Genomic DNA, 17,960 nt, shown 5'->3' with positions numbered 1-17,960 from the left:
GATGTTCACCACCCGAACCGCATTCGGCATCGTCTCGGCGCTTCTCCTGACCGTCGCCGGCGCAAGCGCGTGCAGCAGCTCCGCCGAGTCCGACACCGCCTCTGCAACTCGCTCCGTCACCCACGAACTCGGCACCGTCGAAGTTCCGGCCTCACCGCAGCGCATTCTCGCGCTCGACGAGTACGCGGGGTTGAGTGCACTCGCACTCGGCGTGAAGCCCACCGTCGTCTACAGCACCCTGCGATCGGACGTCGCCAAGTCGATTCTGCGCGAGCAGGGCGTCGAAGTTCTCGACAAGCCGACTTTCTTCGCCAACCCCGCCGTCGAGGAGATCGCGTCCGTCGAACCCGACGAGATCTTGATGAGCAATGCCGGTCCACTACCGAGCCTGTTCGCGCAGATCAATTCCGTGGCGCCAACCTTGGTCCTCCCGTACTCGGCGCCGTGGCGTGATGTGCTCGAACACGCTGGGGCACAGCTCGATCGAGGCAGCGAAGCTACCGCCATGATCGGAAAGCTGGAATCCGGCCTCGAAGGCGTCAAGTCCGCGGCTGCCGGCCAGAGCCTTGCGATCCTTCTCGGCTACAGCGGAAACCTGTTCACCGTGCCACCGACCACTCCCATCTCCACACTGGTCACCGAGGCCGGATTCACCAGGCCGGCATCGGAAGTCAACGCGACCAACAATCAAGACACCGGCACGATTTCCCCCGTCTCGCCGGAACTCCTACCCGAGCATGCGGCGCAGACCGTCGCCGTACTTTCCGGGCAGCAGTACGACGCATCCATCGTGCGAAACACTCCACTGTTCGACAACCTGACACCCGATCCGGCGCACGCTCTGGACGTCAGCGGTGATCTCTGGTTCGGCAGCCATCCTTTTGCCATCTACTGGATCATCCAGGATCTGGACGGCATCGCACATGGCAAGGGGCAGAACAGTATCGGAACCCTCGACAGCGCCGACGCGCGATGGGCGGCATTCAGCGCGCTCTGACGTCCTGACGGAAGGTCAGCGGAGAAACACCCACCCGGGTGGCGAAGAACTTCGTGAAGTTCGCAGAATCGTCGAACCCCAACTTCGACGCCACCTGGGTGACCGTGTCCGTGCCGAAAGACAGCAGACGTTTCGCTTCGAGAACCACACGCTGATCGATGTACTGCTTTGCCGTCATCCCGGCAGCGGCTCGGGTGGCCCGCAGCACAGTCTTCTCGGAGTACCCGATCTTGTTGGCGTACTCCGAAACCGAACGGACCGTGGCGAAGTCACGTTCGACAACGGCATGAAACCTTTCGAACACGTCATTGTGCGCCAGCACGGAACTCTGTTCCTGTCCACCGAGATGGGTCAGTTTCAACAGAATTGCTGTCAGCGTGTGCCGCAGAATGGCCGCGCGAACGACCGGCGCGGAAGTATCCGGGCAGCCGTAGTTCAGGTTCAGGTGTTTCATACCCGTGCTGATGGTCTCGAGGTTCTCGCCGGACAACTGCCACGCTGCCTGCCGACTGCGAGCGTTCCCGTCCAACAACTGCTGGCTGACGGCATCGAGCGACGAGGGTGTGAACAGAACAACCGTCGCCTCGAAGTCCTGGATTCGCCCCCACTGTTGCACCTGCCCCGGTCTGACCCAGAACACGGTCCCCGGGCTCACCGCGTAGTTCACGAAGTCGATGGTGTGTAGCGCCGAGCCCTCGGTCACCAGCGCGAGCAAGTGAAATTGCGGACGTTGGGGGCCGACGAACTCTGCGCTTCCCCCGTTGATGCGAATGGTGTCCAGGCTGAGTACTTCGATCTCGGTCGCGTCAGCCACCGACGATGCGTACCCGACGTCCCGGACGGGTACTTGTCTGTTTTTCACTAGTCCGGGACTCATCTTCACCGTGACCGAATACCCGAATGCGACATACCGTCAGGGTATCAATCAGTTCACGCTCGGATAGGAATCTTCCAGTGCAGACATCACGCTCGGAAACAGCAGGCAAGACGCAACTCACCTACGTCTTCGACGCCTATTGCGGGTGGTGTTTCGGCTTCGGCCCTGCGTTGACGGAGTTCGTCCGTCAAAATGCCGATTCCGTCGACTTGTCCGTGGTCAGCGGCGGACTGTTCACCGGTGAGCGCGTCGCGCCCATGTCTTCGGCTCCGTACCTGAAATCAGCCAACGCCACCATCGCCGCCCAGACCGGCGCTGTCTTCGGTGACGGATATTCACAACTGGTGACTGATGGGCGGTTCGTCATGGATTCGACGGATGCAGCGATCGGACTCGCCGCACTGCGCGCGCAAGATCCGACACGCGCCCTCGACATCGCGGAGGCCATGCAGATCGCGTTCTACCGAGACGGGCGCAGCCTTTCCGATCCCGAGACATACCGATCCATCGCGGAATCCCTCGAACTCGACCCATCTGCCGCGGTGTCTTCCCTGTTCACCGCCGCCTCGAAGGATGCCGCCCGCGCTGATTTCGTCCGAGCACGCAGGCTCGGCGCCACTTCGTTTCCGACGCTGTTGTTCCACGGGAGCGACGGGTCCGTCGTGAAATTCGGTTCTCCGACCAGTACCGCGGCCGATCTCACCCGCGACCTGAACACGTGTGTGCGGGCGTATGCGGTGGCTTGACCCACCCACCTTGCGAGCGAAAGGTACGCCCGGCGCCTTCAGTACGCCGAACGTACCTTTCGCTCAGCGTGACTTCACCCAAATCACTTCGGCCCCCCTTCTGGTTTGATGAACACCGAACGAATCGCACCAAAGGGGAAACGACAGTGGTTTCAGATCCGATCACGGGCCTGGAGATGGAACTTGCCGACATGTGGCAACGAGGACGCGCCCAGGCGCGCACCTATGCGCGCGCAATTCATCCCAAACTCGATCCGGCGCTCTACCCGGTTCTGGTCATCCTGAACCGTTCGGATGCGGTGCGGATGTCCGACCTGATCTGCACCCTCGATATCGAGAAGTCCACCTTGACCAGGCAAATCGACGCCGCAGCTCGACTCGGCCTGGTGGAACGAATCCCCGATCCCGACGACGCTCGCGCCAAGTTGGTAGCTCTGACCCCTGAGGCGCGAACGAAGCTCACGACCATCCGCAATCACCAGATAGATCGCTGGCGCGCCCGACTCGCGAAATGGGATACGGACGACATCACCACGCTGACAGCGCTGCTTCACCGACTGGGCAGTTCCGAGGACTGACGACAAATTAGTCGTGATGGGCAGCCCACTCGAACAGCCGGACGATTTACGCCGTCACGACAAATCTGCAGCAGCACGCAGGATCAACTGGGTGACCTCGTGCGGGTGGGACGCCAAGGATGCATGGCCTGCGTCGAGTTCCTCGATCTCGCGGGCACCGATACGCTCTGCCATCCATCGCTCGGTTTCCGGCGGAATCATTCGGTCCTGCCCTGAAACCTGATACCAACTGGGCTTCCCACGCCATGCCGGCGGCCCTGACGGGTCCGAGAAGCACTGACCCGCAATGGGTTTCTGCGTCAGCGCCATGACCAATGCTTCCGTGTCGTCGAGATCCTGACTGAAACTCTCCTGAAACTTGTCCGGGGCGATCCACAAGAAGCCCTCGGCGTCCGGCGCGATGTTCGCCGCGCCCGCCGGCTGATCCGTGCGGGCGAAGATACTTCCCAGGCTGTCACCCTCGTCCGGCGCGAAGGCAGCGATATATACCAGTCCCACAACGTTTTCCGCATGACCCGCGCCTGTGATCACCGCGCCGCCGTACGAGTGTCCGACCAGCAGGGTCGGGCCGTCCATCGATTCGGCCAACTTCCTGGTCCGGTCCACGTCGTCGGCGAGCGAAGTAAGTGGATTCTGGACCGCAACCACTCGATGCCCGGCGTTGTGCAGGGTGGGTATGACGTGACGCCAATGAGAACCGTCTCCCCAGGCTCCATGCACCAGAACGATGTTTACCTTCTCTGTCATGACCAACTCCTCCAGATACGCAGTGCGACGAATACTCCGACGATCGGCAAGCCTTCGAAACCCAGACCTTGCCTGTTACCCACGTTAAGGGGATCCTGGATCAATAACCATGACCAGATTGCCAAGTTTTTGTGCAGAAACGCCGAATGCTCGAGACATCGGAGTGATCGATCCATGAGGACAACATCATCACAGCGGTACGTACCCACCACCGACGAGACTCGAACCCGGGACACCCTCTCGCACGTTCTCGAAGTCGTCCACCTTCGCGGTGATCAGATTCATCGCTGCGTCCATGGCGAGAACTTCACCGTGGAGGTACCCACGGGGGTGCGAGCACTTCACATTGCCGAGCACGGTGACATCGTGATCAGAACGCAGGGCAAAGCCCCGATCGAACTCGGCCCCGGGGAACTCGTACTGCTACCCCATGGGCATGCTCATACGATCGAGAATGCGATGCCGATGCCCCCGAAAAACGAAACATGTTGGCTTTTCGGTACTTTCACACTCGACGACGTCGCAGCGCAGCGACTGCTGTCCGTTCTGCCGGACTTCGTCGAACTGCGCGCGACACAAGGGACCCCGGTCGAGTGGCTCGATGTGAGCAGCCGACTGTTGGGCGCCGAGGTGGACGATCCGAAACCTGGTTCCTCCGTGATGGTTTCCCGGATTCTCGACCTTCTCTTCGTCCAGATCCTCAGAGCGTGGGCTCGAGCGGACGGATCGAACGGCGGATGGTTGACCGCAGCAATGGATCCACGAATCGGGCAGGCCCTCGAGGCCGTCCACAACGACCCGTCACGCAACTGGACCATCGACGAACTGGCGACGCTGTCCACCCTGTCGAGATCGTCTTTTGCGGAGCGCTTCTCGCGACTGGTCGGCCAGACGCCCGGCGCTTACATCACCGAGCGCCGACTCGACCGTGCCGCCGAACTACTCGTGCAAACCACCGAGCCGGTCGGAACCATTGCGATATCTGTCGGTTACGAATCCGATGCCGCGTTCAGCCGCGCCTTCCGTCGACGATTCGACGCCTCGCCGTTGAACTGGCGAAAGTCCAACTCCCACAATCACTGACGTCAGGTCGCAGCGATTACGCCTGCGACCGGGATCCGGCCGAGAACTGCAACGCGGAAGTCCACCATCGCGCGCTCCACGTGATTGGCGCTCGAGACCACAACCACGCCGGTCGCGCCTCGATCGGCGAGAATCCGCGCAGAGTTGATCGCATTCTCGACCGTCGACCACGAAGTTCCCTCTTCGGTGATCCGGCCCGGGTTGACGCCGTTGGCAACGAGCCATTCGCGCATCGCCCTGGCTTCCGTTACTCCGGCCTTCGGAGCCCCACCGCTTGTGATGATCGGAGACTGCGGGTACTGACGGGCCAGCTGGAGCGCCGCCTGAAGCCGGTCGACCAACATCGGACGCATCGTGCCGTCGTCGAAGAGGCCGGCACCCAAGACGACGATGTTCGTGCCCACGGGGTTGAGGTCGAGCAGCACGGGCGACTGGCGTGTCAGCGTCTCAGCACTCGTGCACGCAAGAATGAGAGACCGCACCGGTGTTTGGCAGCCGCCCACCGTCGACAGGATGCCGTTGACGACCGTCGTCGGAGTGATGTCGGCACTCGCTGTCGCCGGCGACAATCCCACTCCGGCTGCGGCGATTACCGAAGCAGCAATCAATCCCTTCGTCAGAGACCTACGAACATTTGCCATGTAGCCGAACCCCCAGATTGTCGATTGTCCAGCCCACGGTAACGAACATTTCGTCGCGATTGCATCATTTGACTCAAATTTACTGTTCACTGACCGTCACACAGATTAAACATAAATATTGGGCAACAATTCGGGTTCGAAACCGTCATCTACCAGCATCTCGAATCGACGCGCCTGCCGCGTTACCGATCTGAGCTGCAGCATCCCCGAGCAGGTCGGCGACACTGAACGGCAACAATTCGTTGTTGCAGATCACGATGTTGCATCCGGGTGTTCCTGCTCGCCCCGTCCCGACCATCGTGTCGAAGATCAATTCGGGGTTCGCGAAGCCGACGAGCTGTGACGGATCGTCGATGAGCGGACCACCCGACCCATGCACGGGAGGCCCGACGTACGGCGGCGGTGGAACGTCCACGATCGAAGCGACGACAAGCCGCAAGAACTCCTGGAGATAGAGATCCCGAGGCGCGTTCTGCCACACCGGATGCGAAACATACTTGCTCACCGGCGCATTCACGGAGTAGAAGTCCTCGCCCGCGTTCACCCAGGTCAAGAAGCCGTACCCCCATTGGACGGAGAGGGCGCGGACAACTCGTCGAGGTAGGCGGAGTCGATCAACGTCTGATCACGCCACGCGCCTCGTTGCACCATCAGCTGACCCAGTCTGGCCATGTCTCCCGGCCGGATTGCCAATCCGAGAATCAGACACGTTCACAGAGAACCACAGACGCATCACGTTTGGGAAGAGTCCGCCTCCATGCCGAGCGCGCGACGCGCTCCCAGCGCCATGGTGACCTGTACAAGATCTTTCGGTGACGACAGGTCAAGTCCCGTCAGGGAACTCGCTTTACGCAGGCGGTACACGACCGTGTTCGGGTGTACGTGCAACTGCCGAGCGGTGGTAGCTCGATCGAATCCGGAGTCGATGAAAGATTCGAGCGTCTCGAGCACGGCAGGATCGGACTCCAACCGCGACAACACATCTGCGAGGATCGGCAGCGCAGCGCTCGGGCGGGTCAGTTGATACTCGACTGCAAGATCCTCGAGACGCACGACCCCACTTGTACGGCCGTACTTTCGGGCAACGTTCAGCACCTCGCGCGCCTGCGACACCGCTGCGGGAATTGCCGGCGGTGCCGCGACATGTACGGCGGCAACCGTCGATGCACCGATGACCTTCTCGAGATCACCCAATCGTCGACACAATGAAAGATACTGCGGACTCGACGCCCAGTTCCCCTCAGCGGGTTCCGATTCCACAATAGGAATCAGTACGGCTCCGCCACTGCTCCCGAGCACCCCGAGCGCTTTGTCACGCCCCACCTGATCGAGCTCTCGTTGCAGGTGGCGCACCTTTCTCCGCTCGGCGACGGCAGTGTCCACCTCGGTCGAGGACTCGTCGTCATTCCGTTCGACGTGCAGCGCCACCACCCAGTACAGGCGCGCCAACCGGATGCCCACATCGTCGGAGACCCGATCAACATCGACACCCGTCGAAAGTGCTACGAACAATGACCTTCGCGCAGAATCCTCGTCCGTCTGGGTGGCATGGTCGGAACCGTAGCCGGCAAGAACCGCCGACGCGGAGGCCGCGGTGTATGCATTCAGGAGTCGTCCGGTGCGGGCAAGTGCGACACCGTCTTCCGGGACCGCCCATTCGCTGATGGTCTCCCACCACAGCCCGGCTGCCAGGTGATATGCCCTCAGCACCTCACCGAGTGGAACCAATTCCTGAGCCCGTTGGCGAGCCGATTCGCTGATGTCGGCGAGCAACTCGGGCGTCAGATCGGCGCCGGTCCGCAGCATCGAAATGAACAGTTCCAGATTGCGCCTCACGATGGTGGTGACGTCGTTACGCAATGCCTCGTCAGGGAGCAACCGGTAGAAGGTGACGTCGCGGTGGACCAGATCGACTGTCTCAATGACCAGTGGATGGGTGCGTTGCGCCAGTCGGTCGGCCAGAGATCTGCCACCAACCAGGATCGGCTCGAACGGCAGATCTTTGTTTCCTGACACAAAACCCTCCACAGAATTGAATTGCCACCACAAGGCCGACCTGCCTTTTTCCTATCACTATGTAACCCACGCCACTCACGAATTCACAATCAGCGGCGTAACTGGAAGTCCCACCTTCGACCAAGAGGAGCCTCGAGTGACGTGGAAAACGCGCAGCGCAGCCATTCTGGCAGGCGTCGTGGCTGCCGGTTCGATCGCGGCTCTCGGGACCGGTGTGTCGAGTGCCGAGACACCGGTCAGCACTATCCAGTACGTCGCACTCGGCGATTCCGCGGCGGCCGGCCCACTGGTCACCGCGCAGGACTCGTCGTCACCGGGCTGTCTACGATCACTCGACAACTACCCGTCCGTGGTGGCGCGAGAACTCGGCGCTCAACTCACGGATATGACCTGCTCGTCGGCGCGATCCGCCAACGTCACGGACACCGCGCAATCGACGTTCTCCGGTCAAGTATCACCGCAGGCAACAGCATTGGGGCCTGATACCGACCTCGTCACCATCACCATCGGTGCCAACGACATCTCGTTGTTCCCGACAGTTCTGAGCTGCGTCAATCCACTCCCCGAACCCGCCGGAACGTCCTGCCGTGACAAGTTCACCTCCGGTGGCGTCGATCAACAGCGACAGATGATCGAAAATGCGTCCACAGGTTGGAGTTCCATGATCGAAGTCGCGCAGGATCGAGCACCTTCGGCGCGCATCGTCGTGGTCGGATACGGAACATACATCCGTGGTGGCGGCTGCCCCGGCACTCAGCCGTTCTGGCCGCGCGACGCCGACTATCTCCAGAGTGTGATCGACTACGGCAACACGGTCATGGCAGCAACTGCGGCCCGTCACGGCGTCGAGTACATCGACATCACCGAAACCACTGCCGGGCATGACATCTGCACGGACCCTGCCACTGCTTACTACACGGGAATCGTCCCTACCCAGCCGGCGGTTCCACTGCATCCCACTGCGGCCGGGATGCAGGCGATCGGGAAAACGGTCGCCGACGCTCTGTCCTGAGCTTCTCCCCCAGCACAATTCATTCAGCACTCGCGAAAAGGGTGGAACAATCATGTCAATTCAACGAGACGCTCCGCCGCTGCCGTCCGTCGACGGCGCCCCTGTCGGAACACGTGACAAACTTCTCGGCGGCACACTCGTCGCCCTGTTTCTCGCGAACATGCTCAACTTCTTCGACCGGGCGATCCCCTCAGTCGTTGCCGAGCCGATCAAGAACGAGTTTTCGCTCAGCGACTTGCAATTGGGATTGATCACCTCTGCATTCACCCTCGTCTACGCAGTCGCAGGACTGCCTCTGGGCCGGTTGGCCGACACGAAGAACCGTCCCAAGATCATCGGGATCGGACTCCTGGTGTGGAGCGGACTGACGGCAGCAACCGGTGCCGCCGGCAGCTATGTGCTGTTCATCCTCGCGCGTCTCGGCGTCGGTGTGGGCGAAGCGACCTTCACACCTGCAGCCAACTCGATGATCGGCGATATCTACCCGGCAGAACGACGCTCACGCGCACTTGGTGTCTTCATGCTCGGTTTGCCAATTGGCCTCATGCTCGCCTACTTCACCGTCGGCAAGATCGCCGAGGCATTCGACAGCTGGCGTGCACCGTTCTTCCTCGCGGCGATTCCCGGTGTCCTGCTTGCAGTCGTGCTCTACCGCATGGCAGATCCGGTTCGTGGTGGTTCCGAAAGTCCGGAGGCCCGCGCAGCCGCTGTTTCACAGGCACCGATCACCCGCCCGATCCGTCGTCTGCTCGCAATTCCCACGCTTCGTTGGCTCATCCTTGCCGGGCTGACGTTCAACTTCGCCGCCTACGCAGTGAATTCGTTTGTCGTCCCGCTGCTCATGCGCCAGTACCACCTGAAACTGACTGCGGCGGCATCGGTCACCGGCATCATCGTCGGAATCACGGGCCTGATCGGATTGCTTCTCGGCGCTCGCTACGCTGACAAGGCCAGCGCACGCTCACCACGCGCACGGTTGATGATCGGTGTCGGAACCTCGGCATTGGCGGCACCTTTGACGGCGCTGGCACTGTTGCAACACGGCGGAAACGTCGTGATGTTCACGCTCTTGTTCTCGGCCGGGTGGCTTCTGGCTTACGGCTTCTACATCAGCGTCTACCCTGCCATTCACGACGTCGTGGTTCCCAGGCTCCGCGGCACTGCGACTGCGTTGTTCTTCGCTGCCATGTACCTTCTCGGCGGATTCTCCGGACCGGTTGCCGTTGGAGCGATCTCGGACTGGTTCGCCAAGCGTGCACTTGCAGATGCCGGTACCGGGAAGTTGGCTCAGTACGCCGGCGACGGGTTGAACTCGGCCATGTATCTCGTGCCGATCATGTTGGCACTCACCGCGGTATTCATCTACCTGGCTACCCGCACTGTCGGCAAGGACTCCGCGCGCATGCAAGCAGAGCTGAGCCAGGCCTGACCGACAAGTTCACGGGCGGTGGCGGGACCCTGAGGCCCCGCCACCGCCGAGTTCAGTTGACCGTAATCGCCAGAGTCGACAACATGGACCGCAACATGTCCGGCAAGCGAGCGATCATTCGCTGCTCGGTTATCCGAACGGAGACGGGCGCGGCCAGCGTCGCTCGCCACAGTTCCGGTTGATTCTTCATCAGGTTGTTGTAGACCGGGAGCAACTGATCGTTGATGTAGGTCCAACGACCATCCCGGTCCGCCCAGTTGAAGTCCGGAAGCGGCGTTTGCACAACAGCATTGCCCACCGCGAACGAGAGCGGGTTCGACTCGCGTGGCGGCACGACGCCAGGCATCGACGGTGATGCGGCGAAGGTGGTCAGGTAAGTCAACGAGCGACCAACGCTGCCGCGGTAGGCCTTCGCCTCGTCCCACTGATCACCCACCGACTGGTACTGCTCCCTTCGCAGCAGACGCACATTGCCGTCGAAGACCGATTCCGGTGTCCCCGAAGCAATGTTGTTCCACGCGATACGGGCGTTCTCGTCGAGCAGCCCTGCGCGATCGAGTTCGGCGATGCCGTCGACACCGTCGTGAACCCACGCCATGTGCATGGGAATCAGGTCCGAGAAGATGTGTTTGCTCATCGCAATCACTTTCCCCTGGAACCACATCACGTCCTCGGGGCGAATCTCGTGGCCGACCTCGAGAAGTGCCGCAATGTCCTCGGGTGCTCCCATCGACGATGCAACCGGCGACCCGATGCGGTCGATCTCTCGCCAGACCAGTGCCATCGCCTCGCTGATCGCTTGGACTTCCAGCACAACCCGCCCGTAGTCCAAGTCGAGGAGTCCACCGGCGAAAGCGGGCCCGACCATTCCTCCCATACCTGCCCACTGCAGCTCTCGATGCTCGAGCTGGAGTCGCTCGTAGAATTGGAAAGTGTTGGTGAGGTTTCCGAGATTCGCGTGCACACCGTCGAACGGAGTCCACGAAGCGAGATCGATACCTGCCGACTCCGTCCCGACCGCGAGCCAGTACTGCTTGAGCAGTGTCTGATAGCGATGCGGATCCACTCCCGAGGCTCGGGCGGTATCCACCAAAGACCGCAGCGTCGCGGAATCCGATGGCAGAGAAGGATGCAGACCGCCCGTGGCTTCGGCGTTTGCGTTCACTGCTTCGAGGTCGAGGTACCTGTCGAGCTCACCAGTACCCGCGGACGCCCTGCCTCCCAGTACGACGGCACCGCCGATACCTGCCGAAGCAACGAGAACCGTGCGCGCAAAATCCCTGCGCGTCAGAGACTTCCGCAAGCTCATCGTCCCTCGGCTTCGTCGAACGTCTTTGCCAGCCAGGCGATGTCCTGCATACCCAGCTGATCGGTCACCGTCTTGTACAGGTTGGTCACGTAATCGAGCGGCCCGCACTGCGACGGGAGCAGGTCCACGTTGCCGCCGTCTGCTCGATATGTCTGCGCCAATTGCTCTGCCTCACTGAAGGGAACGAGAAAGTCGTCCTCACAGGAAGAAATCAGAAGCTTGGAAGCCGGCGCCTGCTTTCCCAACGTGTTGTCCGCGTACGCCGCGGCCAGCGCAGGGATCGTTCGGGGCGAAGGGTTGGTGAGTAGGACGTCGAATGGAACGAATGGGAGTCCGAGGTAGAGCGCCTGGCAGGACGCGCGGAAGGCTGCGGCGACGTTGTGACCGATCGGAGTCAGATGATCGTCGAGCCGAACGTCGGGGTAGCCCGCGTCGAATCCGAGAATGCTCGAGAAGACGAATCCGGAACCGATCCCACCGGCCGCTGTTTCCTCGAACGTTGCGGGGTCGATCATCATCGCCTGAATGGCACTGGCCTGGACGTTCAGTTCCGGCGCATAATCATGGGCTTGTTCCGCGGCAAAGCCCGCTGCGACACCGCCTCCGGCGACACCGTAGATGCCGACAGGGGTGTCTGATTCGAGGCCGCCTTCCGGAAGCGCGAGTGCTGCCCGAACGCCGTCGAGCGTTGCCTTCCCTGAGAACTGTCCGATCGAGAACGGATGGGGAGCAGTGTCGCCGTCGTTGCCGACGTCGCTCATCATCACTGCCCAGCCGTGGCCGAACATCTGAGCCACCGGGCCGAGCGCCGAGAACATCGCCGGGTCGCTCTGATTGCCGCCGGTCCACTGGTGACTTGGTGCGCAGTTCGCGCCGAGGCTGTCGTTCGCCTCGGCGTATCCGATGATCTTGCGATCACCTGGCGCAGTTCCGTCCTCGGGAATCATCAGAATTCCGGTGCTGATCACCTGCCGACCGAAGTGATCAGTGGTGGTGTACATGAGTTGGTGAGCCGAGACCACGTCGGGACGGACCTGGTAGACCTGCACGCTGACCGGACGCGCTTTGAGAAGTGTGCCGGGGGCGGTACCCGGCTCGATTTCAGGTTCGTCGAACCACGGATCATCGGACGAGAGCCCGAGTGGAGTCAATTCGGTGGAAATGTCAGCGCCTTGGAGTGCCTTCACGACCAACGGGTTGAACACGTCGGCCAGGTCGACGGTCTCCTGCGCACCAGCCGGCGACCCCACCGCAAACAAGGCCACTGCCAGGGCCGATGCCGTTCCGGCGCGCCATGACCACCGTCGCCACGTCGAGTCAAACATCGTTCACGAGTTCCTTACTTTCGGGTAATGAGCACCCCTACACTCCCATTCACCTGCATTAACAGACAAGTCGGGCACCCATCCGTTGGCCGAAAACCTCGATCGGGCTTAGGCTGACGGCACCTGTCCGGCAAGTCTGGCGTGGGAGGTTTGTCTGTGAGTGCTCCGACCCGTGTATCGCGAGCTACCGGCGATTCACTCCAAGCTCGACCGCGGCCGTCCAACATCACGTGCAAGATTCTGATGGCCGTGACAGGACTGATCTTCGCCGCTTTCGTTCTCGTCCACATGATCGGAAACCTGAAGGTCTACACCGGTGCCGATCACTTCGACGACTACGCACACTGGCTACGAACGGTGTTCGAACCCTTCCTGCCCTACGAGGGACTTCTGTGGATTCTTCGCATCGTCTTGCTCGCGTCATTGGTCGCACACGTCTGGTGTGCCTGGCTGCTCACCGTCCGCGGACGCCGAGCTCGAGGAAAATTTCGACGTAAAGGTCTGGGAATCAAGTCCTTTACAGCGCGCACGATGCCCGTCACCGGAGCTGTGCTGCTGCTATTCGTCATTTTCCACATACTCGACCTCACGACCGGAACCCGACCCATCGGCAGCAGCGAGTACGAAGCGGCCACGCGCACACAGAGTTACGCATACGACAATCTGATTGCCAGCTTCGAGCGTCCGCTGGTGGCAGCGTTCTACATCGTCGCGATGGCTCTGCTGGCAATGCACCTCGCGCACGGGCTCTGGAGCGCGGTCAACGATCTCGGCGTGACCGGCCAACGACTGCGCCGGATTGGCGTTGCACTCTCCGGAATCTTTGCGCTCGCCGTGATGGTCGGAAACATGTCGATCCCCATCGCGGTCATGACCGGCGCCATCTCGAAGACAGGAGCGTCATAAGTGAACAGCTTCGAACTCGACGATCTGCGCAGCATCGGGACACCGGTGGACGGTAAGGTCCCGGCCGGCGATCCGGCGACGGCCTGGCCCACTCGCAAACTCGACTACAAGCTCGTCAGCCCACTCAACCGGCGCAAGTTCACGGTCATCGTCGTCGGTACCGGCCTCGCCGGCGCGGCCTGCGCCGCCTCCCTCGGTGAACTGGGCTACCACGTCGAGTCCTTCACCTTCCACGATGCACCCCGCCGTGCACACAGTGTCGCCGCGCAAGGAGGCATCAACGCTGCTCGCGCTCGAAAAGTGGACAACGACAGTCTCGCCCGCTTCGTGAAGGACACCGTCAAGGGCGGTGATTTCCGGGGCCGTGAGGCCGACTGTTTCCGTCTCGCCGAAGAATCCGTACGCGTCATCGATCACATGAATGCCATCGGGGCACCGTTTGCTCGCGAGTACGGCGGCACTCTGGCCACCCGATCCTTCGGCGGCGTTCAGGTGTCGCGCACGTACTACACGCGCGGGCAGACAGGCCAGCAGTTGCAGATAGCGTCGTCGCAGGCACTGCAACGTCAGATCGCAGCCGGAACGGTCAACCTACACACCCGAACCGAGATGCTCGATCTCATCGTTTCGGACGGGCGAGCACAAGGGATAGTCACACGCGATCTCGTGACCGGTGAGATCGGCGCCACCACAGGCCATGCCGTCGTACTGGCATCCGGCGGCTACGGAACCGTATTCCACAAGTCCACACTTGCGAAGAATTCCAACGCCACGGCCGCCTGGCGAGCGCACCGACGCGGTGCGTTGATGGCTTCACCCTCGTTCATCCAATTCCATCCGACGGCACTTCCCGTCAACTCCGAGTGGCAGTCGAAAACCATTCTGATGAGCGAATCCCTGCGCAACGACGGCCGGATCTGGGTACCGGCCAAGCCCGGAGACGATCGTGAGCCCGGCGACATTCCCGAAAACGAACGCGACTACTACCTCGAGCGCAAATATCCGGCGTTCGGGAACCTCTCTCCCCGCGACGTCTCTTCACGGGCCGCCCGCGAGCAAATCGACTCCGGTCACGGCGTCGGCCCTCTGAAAAACAGTGTGTACCTGGATTTCCGCGATGCGTTGGCACGGCTCGGCCGCAAGACCATCGAGGAGCGATACGGAAATCTGTTCTCGATGTATCGCGACGCCACCAGCGAAGACCCCTATACGGTGCCGATGCGCATCGCCCCCGGAGCCCACTTCACCATGGGAGGACTGTGGAACGACTACGACCAGATGACCTCCATCCCCGGCTTGTTCGTCGGTGGTGAGGCAGGCTGGGGATACCACGGGGCCAACCGCCTCGGCGCCAATTCGTTGCTCTCGGCATGCGTCGACGGCTGGTTCACCCTCCCGTACGCGATTCCGAATTATCTTGCACCGCTACTCGGATCCACTCCACTCGAACTGTCCGATCCCGCTGTGACGTCGACGCTCACTGACGTGAGGGGTCGGGTGGACCTGCTGCTCTCGGTCGGCGGAACACACGGCCCCGACAGGTTCCATCGACAACTGGGCGAGATCCTCTATGCGGGTTGCGGTGTCACCCGAACGGCCGAGGGCTTGACCAAGGCGATCGCCGAAATCCGCGCACTGCGAACCGATTTCTGGTCGAACCTGCGAGTTGCCGGCAGCGGAAACCAGTTCAACCAGGAGTTGGAAAGGGCCGGCAGGGTAGCCGATTTCCTCGAGCTCGCCGAACTGATGTGCGTCGATGCTCTCGATCGTGACGAGTCCTGTGGAGCGCACTTTCGTGCCGAACATCAGACTCCCGACGGCGAAGCGCAGCGAAACGATCAGGACTGGTGCTTCGTCTCCGCGTGGGAAACCGCCCAGGACGGCAGACACGTTCGACACGACGAGCCGTTGTCCTTCACCGCTGTTCCACTGCAGACGAGGAACTACGTATGAAAATCACCGTGGACGTGTGGCGCCAATCCGGACCTGAGTCGTCCGGCGCATTCGACACCTACCAAATAGACGACGCGACGGTGGAGATGTCGCTGCTGGAGCTCCTCGACCGACTCAACGACCAACTCGTGGAAAGCGGCAACGAACCCATCGCCTTCGATTCCGACTGCCGAGAAGGGATCTGCGGGTCCTGTGGCATCACCGTCGATGACGTTCCCCATGGGCCGGTTGCGAACACTCCCACGTGCCGTCAGCACCTGCGCAGCTTCTCCGACGGTGACCGAATCAAACTGGAGCCGTTCCGCTCCGCAGCCTTTCCAGTGGTCCGCGACCTCGTCGTCGATCGCTCTGCGCTCGACCGGGTGCTCGAAGCCGGTGGATACGTTTCGATCAATGCAGGAACCGCGCCGGACGCAGACAGTCAGCCGCTCTCGCATCAAAGTGCCGAAGCTGCACTGGACTTCGCCGCGTGCATCGGCTGCGGCGCTTGCGTGGCAGCCTGCCCGAACGGTGCCGCGCACCTCTTCACCGGGTCCAAACTGACCCACCTGTCTCTCGTCACGCAGGGCCGCAACGAACGTGGCAAGCGGGCCCGAGCGATGTCGCACCAGATGGAGGCCGATTTCGGGCCGTGCTCGACCTACGGTGAATGTGCGCAGGTGTGTCCCGCGGAGATACCGCTGACCGCGATTGCCGCTGTCAACAAGGAATCGATGCGATTCGGATTGCGGCGCAAGGACAACTGATCGTCACCAGGCGCCGATCAGCTTCATCCACGCGCCGCCGATGATCGTCCAGATCAGGATGATCACGACGCTCATCACGAAACCGATTCGGAACCATTCCGAGGTCTTGATGTATCCGGAACCGTAGATCACTCCGGCCGGACCGGACGCGTAGTGCGAGATACCGCCGAACAGGCTGCCGATGAAGCCGAACACCAGGGCTGAGAACAGCGGCGGTGCACCGGTTGCCACCGCCGCGCCGAGAAACACCGCGTACATCGCGACGATCTGCGCGGTGTTCGACGCAAACAGATAGTGCGCGTAGAAGTACACCAAGGTCAGGATCGCAAAAGCCCAGATCCACGGCAAACCGTCGACGCTCGAGGAGACCTGGGTTCCGATCCACGAGATCACGCCGAGTTCTTCGAGATGGCTTGCCATACCGACCAGAACGGCAAAGAACACGAGCGTCTGCCACGCCCCGGTGTCGTGGACCAGGTTGTTCCACGTCAGCACCTTGGTCACCAACAGGATGCCGATTCCGACGAATGCTGTTGTAGTGGCATTGACGTTGAGCTGCGAGCCCAGGCACCAGAGCACCAGCAGCAGAACGAAGGTGGCGGCCATGATCTTCTCGTTGCGGCTGATCGGACCTGCCTTGCGCAGTTCATCCCTGGCTTGCTCGGGTGCTTTCGGAGTCTTCAACATCGTGGGCGGGAAGATCTTCGACATCACCCACGGGATCGCGATCAGACTCGCAATTCCCGGAACCGATGCTGCCAGCGCCCATTTGCCCCACGAGATGTCGATGCCGATCTTGGCAGCCGCATCGACGGCCACAGGGTTACCCGCCATGGCGGTGATGAACATCGCGGAGGTCACGACGTTGACTTGCAGCGACGTGAGCAGCAGATATGCTCCGAGCTTCTTGCGAGAGTCCTCGGGCTCGGGATTGGAGTCCTCCAACTTGCTCAGCGAGACGATGATCGGATAGACGACGCCACCCGCACGGGCGGTGTTCGACGGCGTCGCCGGAGCAAGTATCAAGTCCGTCAACGCCATTCCGTAGGACAATCCGAGACTCGACTTGCCGAGTTTGGTCACGAACATGAGCGCAACCCGTTTGCCGAGTCCAGTGACCAGAAAGCCCTCGGCAATGAAGAACGATGCGACAATCAGCCAGATCGTGGTGTTACTGAAGCCGGACAACGCTTCCGTCGGCGTCTCGGTCTGGGTGATCATGGCGATCGACAGGCCTACCAGCGCCACAGAACCCGTCGGCAGAGGCTGCAAGATCAACGCCACGATGGTGCCGACGAAGATTCCGAGCATGTGCATGCCCTTGGGATCCACACCGTCCGGAACAGGCATGAAATAGATGATCAGGCCGAGGACGACGGGCACCGCAGCCGGGTAGTACCGCCTGAGCACCGATTGTTTCGACGGCTCCGCCGGCGGTGTCGTCTCAGAAAAAGACTCAGTGCTTTCGGATTTGGCCTCGGACATTTGCATCTCCTCGACTTGTCGCCCCAGGTGATCGCCCCAGATGATTGTCCCCCAAACATCAGGTTTTCGTGCGGTCAATCCAAGTTCGAGAGAAAATGCCCGGAAGCACA

General features: G+C 61.4%; 19 protein-coding genes. 9 read left to right on the top strand and 10 right to left on the bottom strand.

The window, feature by feature from the left end; translation table 11 throughout:
* Position 1 precedes the first annotated feature (1 nt).
* A complete protein-coding gene (locus ABH939_RS21975) occupies positions 2-997 on the top strand; it encodes an ABC transporter substrate-binding protein (protein ID WP_007730787.1) in 996 nt (331 codons plus the stop codon).
* On the opposite strand, the gene ABH939_RS21970 is transcribed toward ABH939_RS21975, so the two are convergent.
* Positions 984-1,811, bottom strand: coding sequence for an AraC family transcriptional regulator (locus ABH939_RS21970; protein WP_030536057.1), 828 nt, complete (start codon positions 1,809-1,811; stop codon positions 984-986). The two genes, ABH939_RS21975 and ABH939_RS21970, sit on opposite strands and share 14 nt — an antisense overlap.
* Positions 1,812-1,951: 140 nt before the next feature.
* Between ABH939_RS21970 and ABH939_RS21965 the strand changes: the two genes are divergently transcribed.
* Together ABH939_RS21965 and ABH939_RS21960 are read left to right on the top strand one after the other, a co-directional pair.
* A complete protein-coding gene (locus tag ABH939_RS21965) occupies positions 1,952-2,620 on the top strand; it encodes a DsbA family protein (protein WP_064074996.1) in 669 nt (222 codons plus the stop codon).
* A 146-nt stretch (positions 2,621-2,766) separates the two neighbouring features.
* Positions 2,767-3,198, top strand: coding sequence for a MarR family winged helix-turn-helix transcriptional regulator (locus ABH939_RS21960; protein WP_003942924.1), 432 nt, complete (start codon positions 2,767-2,769; stop codon positions 3,196-3,198).
* A 54-nt stretch (positions 3,199-3,252) separates the two neighbouring features.
* On the opposite strand, the gene ABH939_RS21955 is transcribed toward ABH939_RS21960, so the two are convergent.
* Positions 3,253-3,945: an alpha/beta hydrolase gene (locus ABH939_RS21955; RefSeq protein WP_404650132.1), complete on the bottom strand. Its 693-nt coding sequence runs from the start codon at positions 3,943-3,945 to the stop codon at positions 3,253-3,255.
* 189 nt (positions 3,946-4,134) lie between these two features.
* On the bottom strand, positions 4,135-4,302 hold the full coding sequence (locus ABH939_RS21950) for a hypothetical protein (protein WP_275231933.1): 168 nt from the start codon (positions 4,300-4,302) through the stop codon (positions 4,135-4,137).
* On the opposite strand from ABH939_RS21950, the gene ABH939_RS21945 reads away from it, so the two are divergent.
* Positions 4,225-5,028, top strand: a complete 804-nt coding sequence (locus ABH939_RS21945) for an AraC family transcriptional regulator (RefSeq protein ID WP_404650174.1) — start codon at positions 4,225-4,227, stop codon at positions 5,026-5,028. The two genes, ABH939_RS21950 and ABH939_RS21945, sit on opposite strands and share 78 nt — an antisense overlap.
* Positions 5,029-5,030: 2 nt before the next feature.
* Here the strand turns inward: ABH939_RS21945 and ABH939_RS21940 are convergent, their stop codons facing one another.
* From ABH939_RS21940 to ABH939_RS21925, 4 genes are read right to left on the bottom strand one after another with little or no spacing between them, the layout of a single operon-like run.
* Positions 5,031-5,759 carry a YdcF family protein gene (locus ABH939_RS21940; RefSeq protein ID WP_030536059.1) on the bottom strand — a complete coding sequence of 243 codons (729 nt, stop codon included), beginning with the start codon at positions 5,757-5,759 and terminating at the stop codon, positions 5,031-5,033.
* A 55-nt stretch (positions 5,760-5,814) separates the two neighbouring features.
* Positions 5,815-6,222 (bottom strand): hypothetical protein, encoded by a 408-nt coding sequence (locus ABH939_RS21935; protein ID WP_144245833.1) that lies wholly within the window; start codon positions 6,220-6,222, stop codon positions 5,815-5,817.
* Positions 6,219-6,341: a hypothetical protein gene (locus tag ABH939_RS21930; protein ID WP_256520072.1), complete on the bottom strand. Its 123-nt coding sequence runs from the start codon at positions 6,339-6,341 to the stop codon at positions 6,219-6,221. The genes ABH939_RS21935 and ABH939_RS21930 overlap by 4 nt, the downstream gene beginning before the upstream one ends.
* 60 nt (positions 6,342-6,401) lie before the next feature.
* A complete protein-coding gene (locus ABH939_RS21925) occupies positions 6,402-7,685 on the bottom strand; it encodes a PucR family transcriptional regulator (protein ID WP_404650130.1) in 1,284 nt (427 codons plus the stop codon).
* A 136-nt stretch (positions 7,686-7,821) separates the two neighbouring features.
* On the opposite strand from ABH939_RS21925, the gene ABH939_RS21920 reads away from it, so the two are divergent.
* Entirely contained in the window at positions 7,822-8,697 is an 876-nt protein-coding gene (locus tag ABH939_RS21920) for an SGNH/GDSL hydrolase family protein (protein WP_042446375.1), read from the top strand.
* Between the two features lie 52 nt (positions 8,698-8,749).
* Entirely contained in the window at positions 8,750-10,126 is a 1,377-nt protein-coding gene (locus ABH939_RS21915) for an MFS transporter (RefSeq protein WP_003942962.1), read from the top strand.
* A gap of 52 nt (positions 10,127-10,178) precedes the next feature.
* Here ABH939_RS21915 and ABH939_RS21910 read toward each other — a convergent pair whose 3' ends face one another.
* Positions 10,179-11,435: a hypothetical protein gene (locus ABH939_RS21910; protein WP_052959792.1), complete on the bottom strand. Its 1,257-nt coding sequence runs from the start codon at positions 11,433-11,435 to the stop codon at positions 10,179-10,181.
* Positions 11,432-12,760 (bottom strand): lipase family protein, encoded by a 1,329-nt coding sequence (locus ABH939_RS21905; RefSeq protein ID WP_042446378.1) that lies wholly within the window; start codon positions 12,758-12,760, stop codon positions 11,432-11,434. Before ABH939_RS21905 ends, ABH939_RS21910 begins: the two co-directional genes overlap by 4 nt.
* Before the next feature lie 156 nt (positions 12,761-12,916).
* On the opposite strand from ABH939_RS21905, the gene ABH939_RS21900 reads away from it, so the two are divergent.
* From ABH939_RS21900 to ABH939_RS21890, 3 genes are read left to right on the top strand one after another with little or no spacing between them, the layout of a single operon-like run.
* Complete coding sequence (locus tag ABH939_RS21900; RefSeq protein WP_099697147.1) at positions 12,917-13,666, top strand: succinate dehydrogenase cytochrome b subunit; 750 nt, start codon at positions 12,917-12,919, stop codon at positions 13,664-13,666.
* Positions 13,667-15,619 carry a fumarate reductase/succinate dehydrogenase flavoprotein subunit gene (locus tag ABH939_RS21895; protein WP_007730764.1) on the top strand — a complete coding sequence of 651 codons (1,953 nt, stop codon included), beginning with the start codon at positions 13,667-13,669 and terminating at the stop codon, positions 15,617-15,619.
* On the top strand, positions 15,616-16,365 hold the full coding sequence (locus ABH939_RS21890) for a succinate dehydrogenase/fumarate reductase iron-sulfur subunit (protein ID WP_099697148.1): 750 nt from the start codon (positions 15,616-15,618) through the stop codon (positions 16,363-16,365). Before ABH939_RS21895 ends, ABH939_RS21890 begins: the two co-directional genes overlap by 4 nt.
* A 3-nt stretch (positions 16,366-16,368) precedes the next feature.
* Here ABH939_RS21890 and ABH939_RS21885 read toward each other — a convergent pair whose 3' ends face one another.
* The gene (locus ABH939_RS21885; RefSeq protein WP_099697149.1) at positions 16,369-17,850 is read right to left on the bottom strand and encodes an anion permease; all 1,482 of its coding nucleotides are present in this window, start codon (positions 17,848-17,850) and stop codon (positions 16,369-16,371) included.
* Between the last annotated feature and the right edge of the window lie 110 nt (positions 17,851-17,960).

The sequence above is a fragment of the Rhodococcus sp. 27YEA6 genome, assembly GCF_044908235.1.
GTDB classification, from domain to species: domain Bacteria; phylum Actinomycetota; class Actinomycetes; order Mycobacteriales; family Mycobacteriaceae; genus Rhodococcus_F; species Rhodococcus_F qingshengii.
This window is presented reverse-complemented; position numbering and strand designations above follow the sequence as displayed.